Raw genomic sequence first — 18074 nt, 5'->3', positions numbered from 1 at the left:
ATTTTTATCGCTCTGAACTTATCCACACTTGGACTACTTTGCCATCATTCGGTGGCTCCCTTCTGCATCATTTTACACTTTTGTTCGGTTACTGATAGTATTGGCATTGGGCAAGGCAAAGTTGAGTTTCATGCCAACGTAGTTGCTGGTGATCCACTTCCCGCCAAAAAGCGTAAAATCATTGTTATATTGGTTGAAGGAATTTCCGGCCACAAAAGACAAGGTTGGATACATGCTTTTCCTGGCTTTGTCGATATACTCCAAGGCATACTTTTCTTTCAACAGATTGCTCTGAATCAGTAGGTCGTTGAGTTGAACGTCTTGTTTTGTAATGGGGAAATTGATCGCAACTTTTTCTGTAATCTCAACCTCTTCGGCATCTGGAATGTCGGCCAGGATTTTCAATGAGAGGTAGTTTTGTTTGAGCAAATGCTGAATTTGGTTGATGTTTTCCTTGATATTGAGCCTATTCACTCGGCTGTCGTTTACGTCCTGTTGCTTGACGATGCCCTGTTTGTATTTGTTCTCGGCCACCTGCAGCAGCGTATCGGCCACCAATAGATTTTGTTGGGTGCTTTCCAATTGCGCATTGAGTTGGATGATGTTGTAATAGACAGCGGCCATGTTTTCGTGTAGATTTTTGAGGTTCAGCCTGCTCTCTGTTTCCGAAATCTGAATGTTAATATCTGACAGTTTATAGTTTTGCCAGCCTTCAAAATTGAGTAGCTTAATGTCCAGATTTTGGTTGGATGCCGTGTTGTACTGCACGCCCGTTTGCACTTCTCGAAACTCCCCTTTTTGACCACCAAAAATCTCGGCGGGAAATAGATTGACGGGCAGGCGAGTGTTGTTGGTAAAATTACCGCTGATGCTAGCCACGGGGTCGGCTATGGCCAATTTGGCGGCTAATTTTGTTTTTTTTGCTTGTAAAACACGAATATGGTTAGATTGAACAGAGATACTTTTGGTATCTGAATATGCTAATAAAGCTTCTAAGTTATCGAATCTTTTTTGTGCCTTGATCTGCTCCAAATGGCTGAATATAAATGACATTATCAAAATTAATTTTTTCATTGTGTCAAACTGCTTTTAAAATCGAAGTGTTATGCTCAGTAAGAATTGTCCTGTATCTGATTCAAAGTTTCTTCAAATCAGTAGCTTATGAAATGAGTGTGGACCTGAAATGGACAAATAGGGTTTGAAGTGGACACGAAAAGATTTGAAAAAAGACCTCAATCAAAAATCAAGGCCTTTAAATCAATTGTTCATTTTACTTCTATACTTATCTTCTGTTGGGTGTGAGCCGAAAAATATCCCAAAGCGCCGCCTTTGATATTAGTGACAGGGTTGGTAGGAATGGTGCCTCCTCCTGGGCCGTTCCCCTGCACTGAGTTGAGCGAAAAGAAATAATCGTAGATTGGTTTATCAATGCAGTGCATTTCTAAGGTAACATTATCACCGAGTACGATTTCAAAGTCTGGACTCAAAATCGGCCTTGAATTAGGCAGTCCATTGCCAATGTTATCGTTTGCAACAATGATTGATTTATATTTTTCTTCATTTCGGGTTTGTATAAACCGATAGCTATTGCCAAAGGCAGCAGGGTCTATAAATTGTGGGTAGATGATGTAGTTTTCAGCGGTACTTCCGGGAGGCGAAAAAGAGCTCTTTTGTACTTTTATTCCCGTTAATTTTACATTGGTTGGCATCGTAGTTTGAGCCGTAAATGTGTTGCCTTCGGCCATAACGGTAAGACTATACGTTTTACCTTCGAAGCCCACAATCTTTTGCGATTGATATACCCCTTCACCAGTTTCTACCAACTTCTCGGTATTGCCGCTGCCATCCGAAAGGCTTACGTTTGCCCCCTTCACCAATGGAAAATCATTGGGTTCGGTAAAATCGACGGTTTTAATAACCCTGACCGTTGCTTTTTGGTTTGGCGTAATTTCACCTTCGATTACATATTTGGCATTGACCGAATTGAGGTCTAAAGTAATTTCCTTTTCGCAGGAGAAAAGTCCCCATGCCCCCGTTAGGGAAAGTAAGATGGAAGCTATTTTATTGGTTTTCATTTTCTTGAATGGTTTAAAATTGTTTCCCGTAGATTGCTGCTGTTTTAAAATTTAAAGTTGTACGTAACACTCGGTACCCATCTGAAAAGTGAAGTCTGTACAGCTCGGGTGCGAGAGGGGTCGTTTTCATCATCTTCAAAGGAAATCGTGTAGGCATTTTGTCGGCCATAGGCATTATATAAAGAAAAATTCCATGAAGTCTGGTACCTGCCTTTTCTTGGTTTTTCGTAGGTAGCACTCAAATCCAAGCGATGGTAGTTGGGCATACGTGAGGCGTTGCGTTCGGTGTAATAGAACGCTGTATTGCCTGCCACTTCGTATTTACCACTCGGAAACGTAACCGCATCGCCTGTGTAATAGATAAAATTGCCAGATAACGACCAGCGAGGGCTTAGTTGGTACATCCCTACGATGGCCAGATCATGTGTACGGTCCTGTCGTGCCGAGTACCAATTGCCTTCATTGATGCCGTCAATCAGTCGTTCTGTTTTTGAAAGTGTATAGCTTACCCAGCCTGTAAATTTACCAGACTTCTTTTTCAGTAATAATTCCAGTCCATACGCTCTCCCTTTGCCGTAAAGCAATTCACTTTCCACATCGGGGGCGGTTTGAACATCGGCCCCGTTTTTATAATCTACTTGGTTTTGAAGGGCCTTGTAATACGTTTCTGCGCTGAATTCGTAGTTGTTTTGAGCAAAATTGCGAAAATACCCCAAGCTTATCTGGTCCGATATACCGGGCTTGATATTGTAACTGCTGCCGATCCATTGATCGGTTGGATTGGAACTGGTGGAGTTGCTCAACAAATGGAGGTTTTGGGTATTGCGGGCATAGCCTGCCTTCAAGCTGCTTTTTTCGTTCAAAATAAAGTTAAAGGCCAATCGCGGCTCAACATTGAAGTAGGTCTTTCCAAAGGCACCCTCCCCCAAAACGACTGAGTCGGTTTTTACGTCTCTGTCATAGATATTGTAGGTAGTTCTTCCCAAAATACTCCAGGACGAAAGCCGCAGGCCATAATCCATGCTGAAATTGGACGAAACTGAATACGTATTTTGGACATAAACAGCATTTTCCAAAGCCTTTCTGTCCTCTTTTATGTCGTTTTCGTTGGCATTGGTTTCATTGATCAAACTACCCGGCGTAATGGTGTGATGAATGGTGTTAAACCCAAATCTCCACGAATTTTTGGGACTCGGGAAATACTGAAACTCCTGCTTCAAATTCCAATCCCTGATTTTTGATTGATTGACAAAGCTGTTATCGCCCCCCGAAACCTTAAATTCATAGCTGTAATCGCTGTAGATCAGTGAGGTATTTGAGAACCATTTTGAGTTAATGATGCTGTTCCAGCGCAGGGTACCCGTTTTGTTTCCCCAATCAATGCCGAGTGCATCGCCAAAACCCAATCTATCGCGACCAAAATACCCTGACACATACACTCGATTATTTTCGTTGATGCGATAATTTGCTTTGGCATTGAGGTCGTAGAAATACAATTGTGTGTCGCTGAAATCAGGGGATGCCTTCAAAAACATATCGGCATACGTCCTGCGGCCCGAAATCATAAACGATGATTTTTCGTTTTGAATGGGTCCTTCTATTGCCAAGCGACTGCTGATCACACCGATACCGCCTGAAGTCTGAAACACTTTGTCGTTGCCTTCCCGCATGCGCACATCCAGCACCGAAGACAATCTGCCGCCGTAATTGGCCGGGCTGTTCCCTTTGATGATGGTAGCGTCTTTGATAGCATCGGAGTTGAACGTACTGAAAAAACCAAGCAAATGCGAAGCATTGTAAACGGGAGCCTCATCGAGTAAAATGAGGTTCTGGTCAGCCGCACCTCCCCGTACAAAAAAACCGCTGTTCCCTTCCCCCGCTGATTTAACGCCGGGCAGCAATTGGATGGTTTTCAACACATCTTTTTCTCCGAAAATCACTGGCAATTTGGCTATTTCCTTAATGTCCAACTTCTCGGTACCCATGGAAGTTTTGGTAATGTTGTCATCTTCTTTGGTCGTTTTTACCACCACCTCCTGCAGCATTTTGCCACTTTCCAATTCCCAATCAATTTTTAGATTTTTATCTAAATTGACGGTTTTAGTCATTTCTTCATAACCAATATATGTTCCTTTGAGCGTGTAACTTCCTTTGGGTAAGGTGATGGAATAAAAGCCGTACTCGTTGGCAGCTTTGCCGGTATTTGGGATCTCTTTCACGACCACTGTTGCTCCGATGAGTTCTTCGCCCGAAGCCTTATCTCTGAGGGTGCCACTTATCGTAAATTTCTCCTGTGCCAAAAGCCTGAAACTGCTCATCAGAACGCAGAAAACAATAAATTTCAATTTTGCCATTTTTTGGTCTTCGTTTAATTTTAAATCTTTATTTCGATTCAAAACTCAACCAAAACTACAATTTAGAGAAGTAGGCTGCCGACGAAATGGACAAAATGAGCCGTGAAGTGGACGGGGGGAGATTCAATTATTGGCCAACCATTCTACAAACGCCGTTACCTTGAGTTTGCCTATCACAATCTGTTCCGTAAACGGAACCGTCAGATTGATTGCTATTTTGCGGTTGAAGTGCTGCGAAGCATCTTTGACCGCCCGCCGATTGACCAAATACTGCCGATTGGCCCGAAAAAAAGCTGGCGATAAACTATGCTCCAGATGGTCTAAGGTCTGCGACAACAGCCATTTACGTTGATCGAACGTATAGGCAAAAACCCCGTCGTTTTCTACTGCAAACAATGCTACCTGTGCCGTGTCCAATGGAATGATTTTATCTCCCTGCTGAATGATGACCGACGGAGTTTTATGAGGTTGCAGTTGCGCTTTCAACAGGTTCATCAGCCCTTTCATTTCGTCTTTGGGTGGGTTTAATCTTTCTTTGAGCAGTTGGTATTTTTCTAAAGCTTTACCCACGGTTGCTTTCGAAAAAGGTTTGAGCAGATAGTCAATACCGACGGTTTTGAAGGCTTCGAGCGCATACTCGTTAAAAGCCGTACAGAAAATGACGGGCGTTTGGTTTTGGGTCTTTTCAAAAATTTCAAAACTAAGGCCATCGCCAAGTTGTATGTCCGAAAAAATAAGGTCAATCGGCGGGGAGGTCTGGAAGAAAGCTATGCTCTCTTCCACCGAAGACAGCATAGCCACAATCTCGACATCGGGGTCATGGCCCGCAATAGTCCGCGCCAAGTCTTTGGCCGTCAGTTTTTCATCTTCAATGATCAGAATTCTCATGAATTTATCAGTGGTATTCTTACTTCAAAAAAATCAGTTCCTTCGTTTATTTCAATGCCCTTACCTGCAATAAGTTCGTAGCGGATGTTAAGATTAGCCAACCCTGTTTGGGTAAGATCAGCGGTTTTGACTGGCATTTTGTTGTTCCAAATCGTAATTGAGTTATCATGGCAGGAAATCTTGATAATCAATGGCTTTTGCACTGTAAAATAATTATGCTTGAAGGCATTTTCAACCAGCGTTTGCAGCGCGAAAATGGGAACGTTATGCTTCAACACTTCATCAGAAAGAGCTACCACATACATAAAGCTGTTTTCAAACCGCACTTTTTGGAGTGCTACAAAATCGTTTACAAAACGTAATTCGTCAGCCAGTGTAACGACTTCATTTTGGCGTGACTGCACCGAATACCGCAAAAAATCGGCCAGTTTAACGGTATATTCTTCAGCTTGGGCAGTGTTTTCTCCAATCAACGATTTGAGGACACTAAGGGCATTGAACAAAAAATGCGGATGCAACTGCTGCACCAATAGTTTTTTCTGCGCTTCGCTGTGTAGGAGTTCGATTTCTTTGGCTTTGAGTTCAGCCTGGTTGCGGCGATAAGAGGCTTCTGTGGCTTGACAAATAATAATAATAATGACATTAATTGCCGAAGAAGTAAGAATAGCATATAGAAATTTATTGTCCAGAAAACTAACCGCCACCTTTGGTACAAAAATATCTTTCTCTGTGAAAAAAAAGTATTGTATTCCACCTATAATTCCTTGCATCAAAATAATACCGGCATAACTAAACGAGACCTTCCTCCATATAGATAAATGAGAAAAGTTTAGCGTCAAATAGATATTTATAAGCCAGGTAACAAATACATTGATATTTATACCCAAAAAAGGAAGAAGCAGTACTTTAAACGGAAGCACGCCAAAAATCAACGGGTGACTCACTGCATAGATTGCGAAAATGGGAGTGGAAATAAAAGCGTAAAGAAGCAGTCTTTGTTTCATGTTGGTTAGTGAACAGATTTCCTGTAACAAATCTATACAAACTAACACAACACTTCATGATTTAGAAGCTGAAATGGACAAAGTGACCAGTCAAACGGACCATTATTGTCCTGACAGGCATCATTTTCGGGATATTTAACCCCAAAGACGTTTATTACAAAAAGACCTATTTCCGCTGTAAGCAGGCAGCAGCTTATCGGGACTTCTTTTCTCCCCTGTATTTCAGCAAAAACGCCTCGGCATAGCGCCCCCCGACGAGGATTTCCAACCTGCCCAGCACTATTCTGGTCTTTTGAAAGGAAATTATCCAGCTGAGCGGTACTTTGTAGGATTGATGCCACCAGCAAAACCAGTTCGGGTCGAGTTTTGCTTCAATGGCCTTTACATTCATCCGGGTCATGATGGGTTTGGCGGGCTGACCGATCAGGTATATTTTCACATAATCTTTCAGTCTTTCGATGTACAATACTTCGAGGTGATAAATTTTGATTTCACGGAATTCTTAGTGTACAAAAAAATAGGCATCCGCAGGCACTTAGAGCCAGGTTCGGTGTTTTGGCGGTTTAGGTCTAAATTTGTAATACAAAGTCCGAGCCGCCGAATGGCCCGCCGCCGTTGAAATTGGAAGAAGTGGAATGATCCATATCGTCGGTACCGCTTTAAAAACTCAGCGAATCCACCTCTTTTTTAGTAGGGCGGTACGCCAGTTTTGAGTTGAGATTTTAAAAAAACGAATGAAATTTTTTATGATTTTTACATATTCCAATCGGCAGGAACCTAAAAATTCAGGTTACAACTCAATATATCCCCGTTTTTAGTATTTTGAATGTATATTAGTTCAAAAAAAACCAGTATGCAACAGTCGCTCTTTCCACATCTACAACACTTAATTGGCCTGACCAACGAGGAGTTTGATATTTTTTTGGGTTGCCTGCAATCGCAAAAACTGAAACGAAGAGAAGTCCTGATTGCCGAAGGGGACATTTGCAGATACGCATACTTTATCAAAAAAGGGTGTTTGCGGTATTTCCATAATGTGGACGGTGAGGAAATCACCGGTCAGTTCTTCTTTGAAAACGGGTGGTACACCGACTACGAAAGTTTTTTGCTGCAAAAACCTTCCAAACAAAACATTGATGCCTTAGAACCCACCGAACTGATATTGCTTCCCAAAAGTGAATTGCTTAACCTTTATATCACCATTCCAAAGTTTGAGAAATTTGGCCGAATCATGGCCGAGAACGCATTTTTGGGCTTACGAAACAGAACCGAGTTGCTAACCCAGCAAAGTGCCGAAGAAAGATATTTGAGGCTGATGAAAGAAAGGCCAAAAGTGATTGAACGGGTGCCTCAACACTACATCGCATCTTATTTGGGCATAAAACCGCCCTCATTAAGCCGAATTCGTAAAAGAATTATGAATAACACTTGATTTCTTAACCCAGGTTAACGTTTAGCCAAATCCAGCACCTGACCTTTGTAACGTAAATTATAAATCATCATAATTCGTTACAAAATGAAAATAATCCTTTTGACTGTCACAATCGCATTGGCAGGAGTCTGCACCGCCAATGCACAAACCTCCTTAGATGGCAGCATCGGAACATCCAATCAGGATAAGGTTTCTCTAAATCTGGCATTGAGGAAGCAATTCTCCGAAAAATTCAGAGCGGGTATCGAGCTTCAAACGAGTTCGGTCAGGTACCGTTTTATTGGCGCCAAAGTAATTGATGAGGGACTGAGTACTACGCTAAGTTTTCCGTTTTCCATCAGATTTTATGAATATCAGAAATTACGACTTGATTTTTACTCAAGAGTTGGGGTTCGCTTTCAAGGGATTGATAAAAATCTGGCAACTGAAAAAGTGCTGAAAGATAATACTTCGGTGGGACTCCATTTAGAGCCAGGATTACAGGTCAGTTTAGCATTTTCTGAAAAGATCAACCTTCAATCGGGGGTAACCCTTCCTAACTTATTTGAATTGAAGCCTCAGTTTATTTTTGAGAATAATATCACCAACATTTTTGCAAATGTAGGTTACCAATTATCGCAAAAATCCATTTTAATGCTCAAAGTCAATGCAGGCCCTGCAGCGGGTGCTTCGGGCGACTCTCAGAAATTTAATTGGTCATTACAAGCGGGACTTCGCTTCGCACTGAACAAAAACCAGAAGAGTTTATCTCCCCAATTAGATCCGACATTTTAACAAAAATTCAACATTTAAATCTTTGATAATCATGAAAAAAATATTCATTACTCTGGTTTTACTATTCACGGTTTTTATTGCAATTGCTCATGATGCAGTGTCTTCAAACCCAAATAAAATAAAGATAGGTTGGTTTGTAAGCCCAGAATACAGCACCATGTTCTTAACGGGTCATAACGGTCTGGCAGTTGGTTTTTTAATGGGGATAAAGTTATTCAAAGGCCATTTAAAAGTGGGTTATTTCAACTACGGAAGAAGCGGCCCGATCAACCGTTATACAGTCAATACTAAATTACCGACAGGGGTGACGTATAAAGGTAAGAGTTCAATAGATTTAAGAGCCGACTACGGTGCTTTCGGGTTAATGATTGCGCCATCGTTCACATTACCGAAATCAAACGTTGAAATTGACTTTCCAGTAAATATCGGCTCCATCGGTGCTGGATTTTATCTGGCAGGTAACGACCGAAAAACCCCCGATGGACGAAGAGTGAGTGAATGGGAAAACGAGCTTTTTGAAGGCAAAGATGCCGCTTTTGCCTGAATGACGGAGTTTGGTATCAGGGTTTTGTTTCCTACTCGGATAAATGGTTTACAATGGGGCATTGGCGTCCATTATTTAACGGTTCAAGACTGGACTACTTATGCAAACCCCTCAGGCGATTTTTACAACAACAAATTAAGAGCATCGGTATTTGTAAACTTTTGCTCAAAAAAACGATAAATAACAGTTCTCCCAGTATATACTTTGCTCCCTTAAAAAAATGAAAACATTCATCACAATTCTTACCGTAACTCTTGCCTGTCTCAGTTCGCAGTTGACAATCGCACAGGAATCCAACGAACCCAAGAAAAAACTGCCCGTTTACGGCGCTGTCAATGTTGGCTACGGCAATACTTTTTTGAGAGGAGTGCTTGGCGAAAAGGAAACCCTTAACGACAATCGTGGATATGGTCGAAATGACGGGTTTTCTTTCTCTACCTTTTACTATTACGCCCCCAAATCATTTTCGGGCTTGGGAATCGGAACAGGTATCAAAGGCTTCGTGGCGCGTCCCAATCAGGGAGGAGACAACGAAACCTATTCGTATAATTACTACAGTGTCGGCATCGGAATCAAGGATTTTTTCGTCACCAAAAAATTCAATGAAGGTTTTTCCTTCAAAGCTAATGTTGGTTATGGCCCAGGCACCGAACGCATGAAATACGGTAAAACCAACACTTATGTGTTTCAAAACGCCAATGGATTTTCCTACTCAGGCGGATTAGGCTACGCCATCCCCTTTAAAAACAGTAAATGGGCCCTCAACATCGACATTGATTACGAATATTCAAGCAAAAACGCTTACGTAACGGGCAATACCTACCCTTTAAAATACATCAACCACCACGTCAGTTTGAATTTAGGCATCATTTTTTAAACAATCTAATTTCTAAATACAATGAAAACTAATCTCTTCGTTGTGTCAGCATTGTTGCTGACCGTTCAGTACAGCATTGCCCAATCTCAAAAATTACGTATTTACAGTGAAATAGGCCTGGGGGCAGGTCAGGCAATTATTAACACTAAAACCAAAGCCGCCTTAAAAAACGCATTGGGCGGAGGTTTTGAACCGGGCATTGGTAACAATTTGATGATGGCATTTTATGTTTCGCCCGAAAGTTGGAAAGGTTTGGGAATAGGATCTAAAATTCATGGCACATTTGGGTCTCCTTCCAATGGCGACAATGGCAGCAAATACGTGTTTAATTACTATAATTTGGCCATTGCTTCTAAGTATTTTCTTCTGAGCCGATCCTTCAATAAAGGTTTGTTTGTATCAGGAAGTTTTGGATTTGGTCAATTTACCTCCAAAAGACTCAACGAAACCGCTAATGAGTACCAACATCAATATGCTATCGGTACTTCTTTAACGGGTGGAATCGGCTATACTATTCCTTTCAAAAAGACCGCACTGAGCCTTGAATTGCAGTACGAAAATGCCAACAGAAACGGAACGGTTAACGGCGTGAAAGAAAGCGTAAAATTTCAAACCGGGCAATTTGGCGGCAACGTAATTTTATCCTTTTGAAATCACAAAAATGCAGATAATCCACGGAGCGGCATCATTGCCATAGAACTTGAAGACTTGTATTCTGGGGCAATCTTCAAACGACGGACATTTTACTGTGCAGGTTTATTAATTGATTTTGATGGTACCCTTAGTTCAAATTTTTCTGGGCTTTGATAATTAAAAGCCAAATGACTGCGAATACGATTGTAATACACTTTAATGTGGCGCTCCGATGGCACATCCTATCGCTAAGTTATCCTCATTTGTTGGGACAGCAGATGCCGCCTGATTGCTGTCGTTTTGAGCGGCCGCTGCTGCGAAGTATTCCAAGTTATAATTTTCTCGGATTATTTATGTTATACAAATTTAAAGGCCGTTTTGTTTATAAAATTGCTAATTTTCAATGGTTTATAAATAAAACTTAAAAAACCTATTTTGCATAATTTCTAACATTATTATTTAATTATAACAGACTGTTATTAAACAAGATTTATCAAAATAAGCAGCTAAAACACAATTAAATCGTTCCATAAGTGTTTTGATTGTTCAACTAATTTTTGATAAAACCTGAATTTTTCATTTTAATAAGCAGTATAATTAAATTTGGATAATATGCCCTATTGGTCACCACACTTTTAATGATGCCTTCGACATAGTTGTTAAATACCTTTGCCAACACCTGCCGCCATTTCAGCCTCCCATATGCCCGTTTCGGCATTGGACGGGATTTCAATGTCAGTGTTTAATATATCGGCAAACAGCAGCGCCAGTACAGGGTTGCGGGAGCCACTACAAGTCAGGCGAATTGACTTGATTTCAACACCCGCTTTTGTCTATTTTTCGACCTGGCTTAAATGCCCAAACACAATTCCCTCATACACAGCACGCATCATATCAGCTTTGGTATGCCAGCCTGCTAAGCCGTAAAAACTGGCCCGAGCGTTAGGCTGCATATTGGAACAATGCAAAAAAGGATGAAACATGAACGAAGAAGGCTGTGTTGTTTCCGTTTTAGTTTTTTACGGATGAACAAGGGAGCAATGATTTCGAAAGTATCATCGTTTATTTCTACCATTCGTTCGATGATTACCCGCAGTTCCTTTGCCATATTTTATTTATAGCTCTTATCCTTGGTAACGTTTTTTAAGCATATTCATCATAAATACGTTGATTTCCCACTGGTTCCCCACCGGCTGCTGCGTATAAGGCAACACAGGCATATAAGTTGCGGGACCGAATTCCGTAGTCATGGTCAACGGCGTGTTATTTTTTTGATGGATTTCCACTATTTTATCCCACCATTTCAAATGGGTGTCAAGGGTATCTTTCCATTCGGGGGCTCTTGGGTCATTTACTTGAGGTCCTTCGGGATGGCCAATTCGGGTGTGAATGTGATCGGCACGGGTAATGGCAAGTTCAACGGCTTCATGCTGGTCAGCCAGTAAAGATTCGTGGACATTGCACCAATGTGAAATATCCAGACAAATTCGCAGATCAGGAATTTTCTTAAAGTAATTCTGTGCGATATGCGCCGCAAAGAGACTCTTGCCGCGATGGGTTTCGTGGATGATTCTGACGCCCATTTCCTTTGAAATGCGGGCTGCCAGATCAAATAAGTGCTTGTTTTGCTCAAAACTGAAATAGTCTTTTCCCGTTTGGCAATTTACAAATACGGGTTTGGCTGCAATCAGGTTTCGGAGGTATTTCTCGTAGTTTTCGGCGTGACTGTCATGATCCCTTTCAAACGATTGAAAATATTGCCCGATGAATTCGAGGTTGTATTTTTTGAATGTACTCAGAATTTCCTGTTTTTCTTTTGCTTCAAATGGCAGGGCCATTTCCACTCCATCATAGCCTGCCTCTTTTACATTTTTACAGAACGTATCAAACGGTAACGTGTTGCCCCAGGCAGGGGCGTAAAACTTAATGTTCATGCTATTTTTATTGTTGAGTAAATATTCACTTTTTGATTGAAAAGGCAGAATTGCCACACTTGCTCCCAATGATTTAAGTAGGTTTCTGCGCTTCATCATTTATTCTGTTCTGTATGCCCAAAAGCGTTAAAAAATCAGGTGGTCAGTTGACCATCTGATTTTGATACACTTCATCTATTTCTTACCTATCAAAAATCAACATAGTAACTCGGTTCTTACAAGTACAGAAACGGGTATTCGCTCTTCATTTCCCGTCTTTTGCACCTTTTTTATACAAAGGTATCCATCTAAATAATACCAATCTTCGTCTAATTAAGCATTATTTGCCACTATTTGGGCAAAAATCAGCTGATCTGATGCCGACATACGCAATCGTAAACCTGCTGAAAAATCTATCTATTTTACCAAAAATTCGGCATCGTCGGTAATACTTACCACTTTCTCTTCAAGTAAATTGCCAGCAAAAGGTTCAATCGGAGTGTAGCTGCTCGTATGAACATCTTTGTAAGGTTTATTACTTGCCAAGTTGTAAGCTGTAATAATTGACCAACGAGGATTGTCCGATAAGTTAGCAGCCGAAGCGTGCAGGGTATTGCAATGAAAAAAAGCCGTATCACCTGCTGCCATCTCCAAATAGTCCAGCGGCATAATTTTAAGAGCTTCGTTTACTTTTTCCATGTCAGCCCCAACCTGTTCTCCCGCAAAACCGTGCTCAACCCGTCCCATTTTGTGTGACCCCCGAATCATCTGCAAACATCCGTTCTCTTTGGTTGCAGGGGTAAGGGCAGTCAAAACACTGAGCATATCGGGGAATAAAAAGCCGTTATTTTTGTACCAGTAGCCATAATCTTGGTGCCATTCCCATGCTCCGCCTGTTTTTGGTTCTTTCTGCATCAGTTTAGAATGATAATGCGCTGCTTTTCCGCCCAAAATTTGTTCAACACCATTCACAATACGCTCCGACCTGGCAAATTTGCTGTACAAACTGTCGTCGAGTGAATACCACAGGGCCAGTTTTGTTTTCAGGCCCGAGGCATCCGTTCGGTCATAGCTTTTTTTACTCATGACGTTGTCATCAATGGCTATTTTATACAGCAAATCTACCTCCTCTAGGGTGAAGAAATTGCGTACCACCACGTATCCGTCACGGTTGTAGGCTTCGAGGTGTTCTTTGGTAAACTTCATGTTATGATTGGTTTTAAGATTTTACAGCGTCAATATCGGGAACTAATAAATGGATAATCAGCAGGGCAACCCCGTACATGGAAGCGGCAATAACAAAAAGGCTTTTATAACTTCCCGTAGCTTCGAGCAAATGTCCAGTGGCGGAGGCCATCAGCATCCCGCCGACGGCACCCGCCATACCGATAAATCCAACGACGGTTCCCACGTCTTTTTTTGGAAAAAAATCGGTTGCCAAGGTGTACATATTGGCCGACCATCCCGTGTGGGCAGCCATACCCAAGCCAATCAGTAAAACGGCAGGCCACAAATCGGCCATACCCGATACCCAATAGATGGGCACAACGAGTATTGCACAAATGAGTAGCGTGGTTTTTCGGGCGGTGTTGACGCTCCAACCCATTTGAAGGAACTTGGACGAAAGCCAGCCACCGCCAATGCTGCCCACGTCGGCAATCAAATAGGCGGTAATGAGCGGCAAACCTATTTTATCCAGCTGTAAGCCATAGGTCGTATTGAGAAATTTGGGCAACCAATACAGAAAAAACCACCAGATAGGATCGGTCATAAACTTTCCGACAGCGATTGCCCAAACCTTCCTCGTACGGATGATTTGCAGAAGGGACGCCGGTTTTTCGAGGTTGGTATCGGTATCTGCTTTTATCAAAGCCAATTCAGCAGCGTTAACCCCTGAATGTTCATCGGGACTGCGTACCATTCTGACCCAGAAAAACAACCAAACAAAACCCAGCACACCCGTCAGTATAAAGGCCCACTGCCAACCGAAATTGAGCGCAATGACCGGTACTGTTAAGGGAGCAACGATTGCCCCGATGTTAGAGCCCGAATTAAAAATACCCGTTGCCAAAGCCCTCTCTTTGCGGGGAAACCACTCAGCGATGGTTTTGATTGCCGCAGGGAAATTGCCCGATTCTCCAACACCTAGTGCTAACCTGGCCAACCCAAAACCTGTAGCCGTGCGCGCCAAAGCGTGGCTCATAGCGGCCAACGACCACACAACGATGGAGAGTATGAATCCTCTTTTCGTACCAAGGAAATCAATCAGCTTCCCCGCCATCAATAACCCGACGGCATATGAAAGCTGAAAAGCCGTAACGATGTAGCCGTATTCGATTTCCGACCAACCGATTTCGCTTTGCAACTGAGGTGCTAAAATAGCCAGAACCTGACGGTCAACGTAATTGATGGTTGTGGCAAAAAAAAGCAAAACACATACCCACCAACGCATCAGTGTAGGTTTCTGGCTGAGCGACATTTCAGTGGCTGTCTTCATTTCTCTTCTTCCAAACGTGATTTATATCCTTTCCAAACCGTGATAGTATTTTGAACAAGCTGTGGTTTGTCACCTTTGATGTTGTAACACTGTACACCGATCGGTCCTTTGAATCTCAGATCTCTGACCATGTATTTAAGTAACCCGTAAGTATCAAAACTACCCATGCCAAGCGGTAAAATATAGTCATCCCAAATGGTTTTCTGCTGAGTCATGATATCTTTTGCTCCGCAAACGGTCATCATTTTTAGGTACGGTCTGAGTTCTTTCAGATGGGATTTGAGTTGCATACGTTCGGGGGCGGCGGTTGTTGCCAGCCAATGGCACAGATTAAAAGTGAGTCCTACATTTTTACGATTTATTTGCTTTATCAATGCCAAGGCATGATCGGTGCGCTCAACGTAAAAACTGTAATGCGGATATATAGCAACTTGAAGCCCTGCCGCCTGTGCCCAATCGCTCAACTGAGTAATTACTCTTACCACCAGCGTATCCGCTCCGTGCGACGAGGGTTTGAAACGGGCCGCATCGGCAATGATAAACGGGGCAATAATGGTTTTACTGCCTTTGAGTTGCTGTATATATTCTTCCAAACGCTTATCCATATACGGTTCCTTCAGTTCCATCCGCACGTAAAAATAAGAACTCGTAAATCGGTGTTTATCCAATGCCGCCTTCATCCCTTCAAAACTTTGCGTTTGGTTGATTTCAATGCCATCAAATCCCGCTTTTTTGACCAATTCTACCTGCTTATCAAAGGTATTGTAAGTGCTGTCGCCCCGAATGATGTTGTGTAGGGTAAAAAAATCATTTTTAACTTTTTGGGCAAAAGAACCGTTGGCGATACTGGTCCAAAGTGCGCAAAATGCGATCGTTATCAGTCTCATGATTGGCTTAGTTAAACTAATTATCTATTTACCGGACACCATTTACATTACCCACTGTTTTCTGGCCAACGGAGCCGCCAACAAAGCATTGGCGTAGTTATTTCCCTCAAAAAGCTCTTTTTCAGGATTCCATTTCAACTTCTCCCCCGCTCCAACCTGACAGGCGATCAAACCGATTTGCGAAATCGAAATCGTACGGTGGCCTACTTCAATGGGCTCCAGGGTTTTGCGGTTTGCTTTTACCGCTTCAATAAAATCTGTTTTATCCCACAGTGTTTTGGATAGATCCAACTCGCTGCCCGTAGGTTTTGAATCCAACATTTTAGGGTTACTAGCCGTCAATTTACCCGGATAATTTTCTATGTGAATCCATCCTTCAGAGCCGACGTATTTGATGCCTGGTATGCTCGTGGGGCTTTGCAGGCAAGTCATTTCTACGCCGTTGGCGTAACGATACGTTATCTGAAAATTGATCATTGTATTCCAAAGGCTTTTGGGAAATTCTCCTTTGCCTTCCACTTCGACAGGTCCCGAATATTCGCTGTTGTTGGCCCACTGCGCCATGTCAAAATAGTGCGCTCCCCAGTTGGCGATCATTCCCTGGGCATAGGTATCTACCCGCATCCAATTGGGGCGTTTGAGGATATCATACGGGGTATGCACCCGCATATCGGTATAAGGCACGTATTGCATGGGCCCAAGCCACAGATCATAATTGAGTTCTTTCGGAATCGGCATATCTGCCTGTGAAGGTACGGGGGTCGGATCCGACGGAAACACGATTTCGATTTTCTGCAATTTTCCGATTCTGCCGTTTCGTACCAATTCTACCGCCAGATTTTGCGGACGTATGGAGCGAAACTCACTGTCGGTCCGATTCACCACCCCGTATTTTTTGAGGGCGTCTACCAGCTCACGTCCCTGGTGAACACTCATACTGAGGGGTTTTTCGCAACTGATGTGTTTTTTGGCTTTGGCCGCCAAAATGCCCATCGGCACGTGCCAATAATCCGGTGTCGAAATCATGACGGCATCAATGTCTTTGCGAGCAATGATTTCCCGAAAATCCTCGTAGGCGGTGCAACCTTTGTACTTGCCGCTGGGTGTGTTTTTGGCATAATGCGCTTCAATAGTTGTTTTTGCCTTATCAAGTCGCCAACTGTCCACGTCACAGGCCGCTACGATTTGGGCATCGGCAATATCCAGCAGACCGGGGATTTTTACCCCAAGGCTTTTCTGTTCGGCGCCCTGTAAATTTTGTCCGTAGCCCTGCCGACCGGTACCGATCAGGCCAACGGTAATTCGGTTGGAAGGAGCATTTTTCCCAAAGACCGAGGCGGGAACTATGGTAGGCAATCCGACGGATGCTGTTGCCAAACTGGTATTTTTAAGAAAATTTCGACGGTTCATATTTCTTTCAATTTAATGTTTTTGAATGCAACGCTGTGTCCGTGGTCCTGCAGTAAAATATATCCTTCGGGAATCGAAGCAAAACCCTGATAATCCTTGAATTTACTGTCCTGAACACCCTGTTTGAACGCCTCCGTGTTTCGGTCAATATCCAACACTTTTTGTCCGTCGAGCCAATGTTGTATATGATTGTCCTTTACCACGATTCGGGAAGAGTGCCACACTTCCACTTTTGTGTCCGGCTTTTTTGCAGCCATAACATCATAAATAGAAGCCGTTTTGAGGTCTTGCGGCAAGGGCTTTCCATTGTAGATATAATCGGCATCGTCAATGAGTTGGTATTCATAGCCGGCCTGCGAGCCTTTTTCGGGTTTGGGCCTGCGTTCTTCAATAAAATACTTCACGCCGGAGTTTCCGCCTTTGCCGAGCTTCCAATCAAAAACCAGCTCAAAATTTCGGTACTTTTTAAGTGTAACAATGTCTCCTGCATCCCCTGATTCTGCTCCATCCGAAAGTTCTCCCCGCAGTTCCCCGTTTTTTACAACCCAGCCATGCTTCGGAAACACGCTGCTGTATGCTCCCCGCCACCCAGCAGTCGTTTTTCCATCAAACAGTAACACCCAGCCCAACTTTTTTTCGGATTGAGTGAGTGTATTTGCGACCTGAGCATTGCAGTGACAGGATACTAAAAGCCACACCTTGAGGAAGACAAGCGATAAGCGATACATAATAGGGTTGTTTGTTCTTGCAAAATTCTAACATATATCATCATTTTTCTAATGATAT

18 protein-coding genes are annotated in these 18074 nt (G+C 42.7%); 5 read left to right on the top strand and 13 right to left on the bottom strand.

Translation table 11 applies throughout. From position 1 onward, the window contains the following. Window positions 1–72 precede the first annotated feature (72 nt). The 6 genes from GVN20_RS21910 to GVN20_RS21885 form a co-directional block, all read right to left on the bottom strand. Entirely contained in the window at window positions 73–1053 is a 981-nt protein-coding gene (locus tag GVN20_RS21910; protein ID WP_166560403.1) for a TolC family protein, read from the bottom strand. A 212-nt stretch (window positions 1054–1265) separates the two neighbouring features. Beyond that, window positions 1266–2075, bottom strand: a complete 810-nt coding sequence (locus tag GVN20_RS21905; protein WP_166560402.1) for a DUF4249 domain-containing protein — start codon at window positions 2073–2075, stop codon at window positions 1266–1268. Window positions 2076–2119: 44 nt separating this feature from the next. Continuing rightward, window positions 2120–4429: a TonB-dependent receptor gene (locus tag GVN20_RS21900; protein ID WP_166560401.1), complete on the bottom strand. Its 2310-nt coding sequence runs from the start codon at window positions 4427–4429 to the stop codon at window positions 2120–2122. Window positions 4430–4552: 123 nt separating this feature from the next. Next, window positions 4553–5317: a LytTR family DNA-binding domain-containing protein gene (locus GVN20_RS21895; RefSeq protein ID WP_166560400.1), complete on the bottom strand. Its 765-nt coding sequence runs from the start codon at window positions 5315–5317 to the stop codon at window positions 4553–4555. Next, entirely contained in the window at window positions 5314–6087 is a 774-nt protein-coding gene (locus GVN20_RS21890) for a sensor histidine kinase (RefSeq protein ID WP_229599148.1), read from the bottom strand. Before GVN20_RS21890 ends, GVN20_RS21895 begins: the two co-directional genes overlap by 4 nt. Window positions 6088–6514: 427 nt before the next feature. After that, window positions 6515–6787, bottom strand: a complete 273-nt coding sequence (locus tag GVN20_RS21885) for a LytTR family transcriptional regulator DNA-binding domain-containing protein (protein ID WP_229599147.1) — start codon at window positions 6785–6787, stop codon at window positions 6515–6517. 387 nt (window positions 6788–7174) lie between these two features. Here GVN20_RS21885 and GVN20_RS21880 point away from each other — a divergent pair, with 387 nt between their 5' ends. From GVN20_RS21880 to GVN20_RS21860, 5 genes are all read left to right on the top strand, one after another. After that, on the top strand, window positions 7175–7753 hold the full coding sequence (locus GVN20_RS21880; RefSeq protein ID WP_166560397.1) for a Crp/Fnr family transcriptional regulator: 579 nt from the start codon (window positions 7175–7177) through the stop codon (window positions 7751–7753). Window positions 7754–7837: 84 nt separating this feature from the next. Further along, window positions 7838–8527 carry a hypothetical protein gene (locus GVN20_RS21875; protein ID WP_166560396.1) on the top strand — a complete coding sequence of 230 codons (690 nt, stop codon included), beginning with the start codon at window positions 7838–7840 and terminating at the stop codon, window positions 8525–8527. A gap of 31 nt (window positions 8528–8558) precedes the next feature. Continuing rightward, the gene (locus GVN20_RS21870; protein ID WP_166560395.1) at window positions 8559–9071 is read left to right on the top strand and encodes a hypothetical protein; all 513 of its coding nucleotides are present in this window, start codon (window positions 8559–8561) and stop codon (window positions 9069–9071) included. Window positions 9072–9291: 220 nt separating this feature from the next. Continuing rightward, window positions 9292–9948 carry a hypothetical protein gene (locus GVN20_RS21865; RefSeq protein WP_166560394.1) on the top strand — a complete coding sequence of 219 codons (657 nt, stop codon included), beginning with the start codon at window positions 9292–9294 and terminating at the stop codon, window positions 9946–9948. A 21-nt stretch (window positions 9949–9969) separates the two neighbouring features. Next, window positions 9970–10599, top strand: a complete 630-nt coding sequence (locus GVN20_RS21860; RefSeq protein WP_166560393.1) for a hypothetical protein — start codon at window positions 9970–9972, stop codon at window positions 10597–10599. Window positions 10600–11240: 641 nt separating this feature from the next. On the opposite strand, the gene GVN20_RS30165 is transcribed toward GVN20_RS21860, so the two are convergent. The 7 genes from GVN20_RS30165 to GVN20_RS21825 form a co-directional block, all read right to left on the bottom strand. Next, complete coding sequence (locus GVN20_RS30165; protein WP_166560412.1) at window positions 11241–11396, bottom strand: FGGY-family carbohydrate kinase; 156 nt, start codon at window positions 11394–11396, stop codon at window positions 11241–11243. Window positions 11397–11705: 309 nt separating this feature from the next. Next, entirely contained in the window at window positions 11706–12515 is an 810-nt protein-coding gene (locus GVN20_RS21850) for a sugar phosphate isomerase/epimerase (RefSeq protein ID WP_206023342.1), read from the bottom strand. A 396-nt stretch (window positions 12516–12911) separates the two neighbouring features. Next, a complete protein-coding gene (locus GVN20_RS21845) occupies window positions 12912–13700 on the bottom strand; it encodes a phytanoyl-CoA dioxygenase family protein (protein WP_166560392.1) in 789 nt (262 codons plus the stop codon). Between the two features lie 13 nt (window positions 13701–13713). Further along, the gene (locus tag GVN20_RS21840; RefSeq protein WP_166560391.1) at window positions 13714–14991 is read right to left on the bottom strand and encodes an MFS transporter; all 1278 of its coding nucleotides are present in this window, start codon (window positions 14989–14991) and stop codon (window positions 13714–13716) included. Next, window positions 14988–15878, bottom strand: coding sequence for a sugar phosphate isomerase/epimerase (locus GVN20_RS21835; protein WP_166560390.1), 891 nt, complete (start codon window positions 15876–15878; stop codon window positions 14988–14990). Before GVN20_RS21835 ends, GVN20_RS21840 begins: the two co-directional genes overlap by 4 nt. A gap of 42 nt (window positions 15879–15920) precedes the next feature. Next, complete coding sequence (locus GVN20_RS21830; protein WP_166560389.1) at window positions 15921–17288, bottom strand: Gfo/Idh/MocA family protein; 1368 nt, start codon at window positions 17286–17288, stop codon at window positions 15921–15923. Then, a complete protein-coding gene (locus GVN20_RS21825) occupies window positions 17285–18016 on the bottom strand; it encodes a DUF1080 domain-containing protein (RefSeq protein ID WP_166560388.1) in 732 nt (243 codons plus the stop codon). The genes GVN20_RS21830 and GVN20_RS21825 overlap by 4 nt, the downstream gene beginning before the upstream one ends. Window positions 18017–18074 lie beyond the last annotated feature (58 nt).

It is taken from the genome of Runella sp. CRIBMP, from assembly GCF_009905605.1.
Classification (GTDB): Bacteria; Bacteroidota; Bacteroidia; order Cytophagales; family Spirosomataceae; genus Runella.
The sequence above is the reverse complement of the archived record's forward strand: the minus strand, read 5'-3'. Positions and strand labels throughout refer to the sequence as shown.

What these genes read in the sequence shown, in the direction of transcription:
- GVN20_RS21860 (WP_166560393.1), top strand. Translation starts at nt 9,970, where the DNA reads ATGAAAACTAATCTCTTCGTTGTGTCAGCATTGTTGCTGACCGTTCAG.
- GVN20_RS21850 (WP_206023342.1), bottom strand. Translation starts at nt 12,515, where the DNA reads ATGAACATTAAGTTTTACGCCCCTGCCTGGGGCAACACGTTACCGTTT.
- GVN20_RS21910 (WP_166560403.1), bottom strand. Translation starts at nt 1,053, where the DNA reads ATGTCATTTATATTCAGCCATTTGGAGCAGATCAAGGCACAAAAAAGA.
- GVN20_RS21845 (WP_166560392.1), bottom strand. Translation starts at nt 13,700, where the DNA reads ATGAAGTTTACCAAAGAACACCTCGAAGCCTACAACCGTGACGGATAC.
- GVN20_RS21895 (WP_166560400.1), bottom strand. Translation starts at nt 5,317, where the DNA reads ATGAGAATTCTGATCATTGAAGATGAAAAACTGACGGCCAAAGACTTG.
- GVN20_RS21840 (WP_166560391.1), bottom strand. Translation starts at nt 14,991, where the DNA reads ATGAAGACAGCCACTGAAATGTCGCTCAGCCAGAAACCTACACTGATG.
- GVN20_RS21835 (WP_166560390.1), bottom strand. Translation starts at nt 15,878, where the DNA reads ATGAGACTGATAACGATCGCATTTTGCGCACTTTGGACCAGTATCGCC.
- GVN20_RS21875 (WP_166560396.1), top strand. Translation starts at nt 7,838, where the DNA reads ATGAAAATAATCCTTTTGACTGTCACAATCGCATTGGCAGGAGTCTGC.
- GVN20_RS21880 (WP_166560397.1), top strand. Translation starts at nt 7,175, where the DNA reads ATGCAACAGTCGCTCTTTCCACATCTACAACACTTAATTGGCCTGACC.
- GVN20_RS21825 (WP_166560388.1), bottom strand. Translation starts at nt 18,016, where the DNA reads ATGTATCGCTTATCGCTTGTCTTCCTCAAGGTGTGGCTTTTAGTATCC.
- GVN20_RS21905 (WP_166560402.1), bottom strand. Translation starts at nt 2,075, where the DNA reads ATGAAAACCAATAAAATAGCTTCCATCTTACTTTCCCTAACGGGGGCA.
- GVN20_RS21890 (WP_229599148.1), bottom strand. Translation starts at nt 6,087, where the DNA reads ATGCAAGGAATTATAGGTGGAATACAATACTTTTTTTTCACAGAGAAA.
- GVN20_RS21870 (WP_166560395.1), top strand. Translation starts at nt 8,559, where the DNA reads ATGAAAAAAATATTCATTACTCTGGTTTTACTATTCACGGTTTTTATT.
- GVN20_RS21830 (WP_166560389.1), bottom strand. Translation starts at nt 17,288, where the DNA reads ATGAACCGTCGAAATTTTCTTAAAAATACCAGTTTGGCAACAGCATCC.
- GVN20_RS21865 (WP_166560394.1), top strand. Translation starts at nt 9,292, where the DNA reads ATGAAAACATTCATCACAATTCTTACCGTAACTCTTGCCTGTCTCAGT.
- GVN20_RS21900 (WP_166560401.1), bottom strand. Translation starts at nt 4,429, where the DNA reads ATGGCAAAATTGAAATTTATTGTTTTCTGCGTTCTGATGAGCAGTTTC.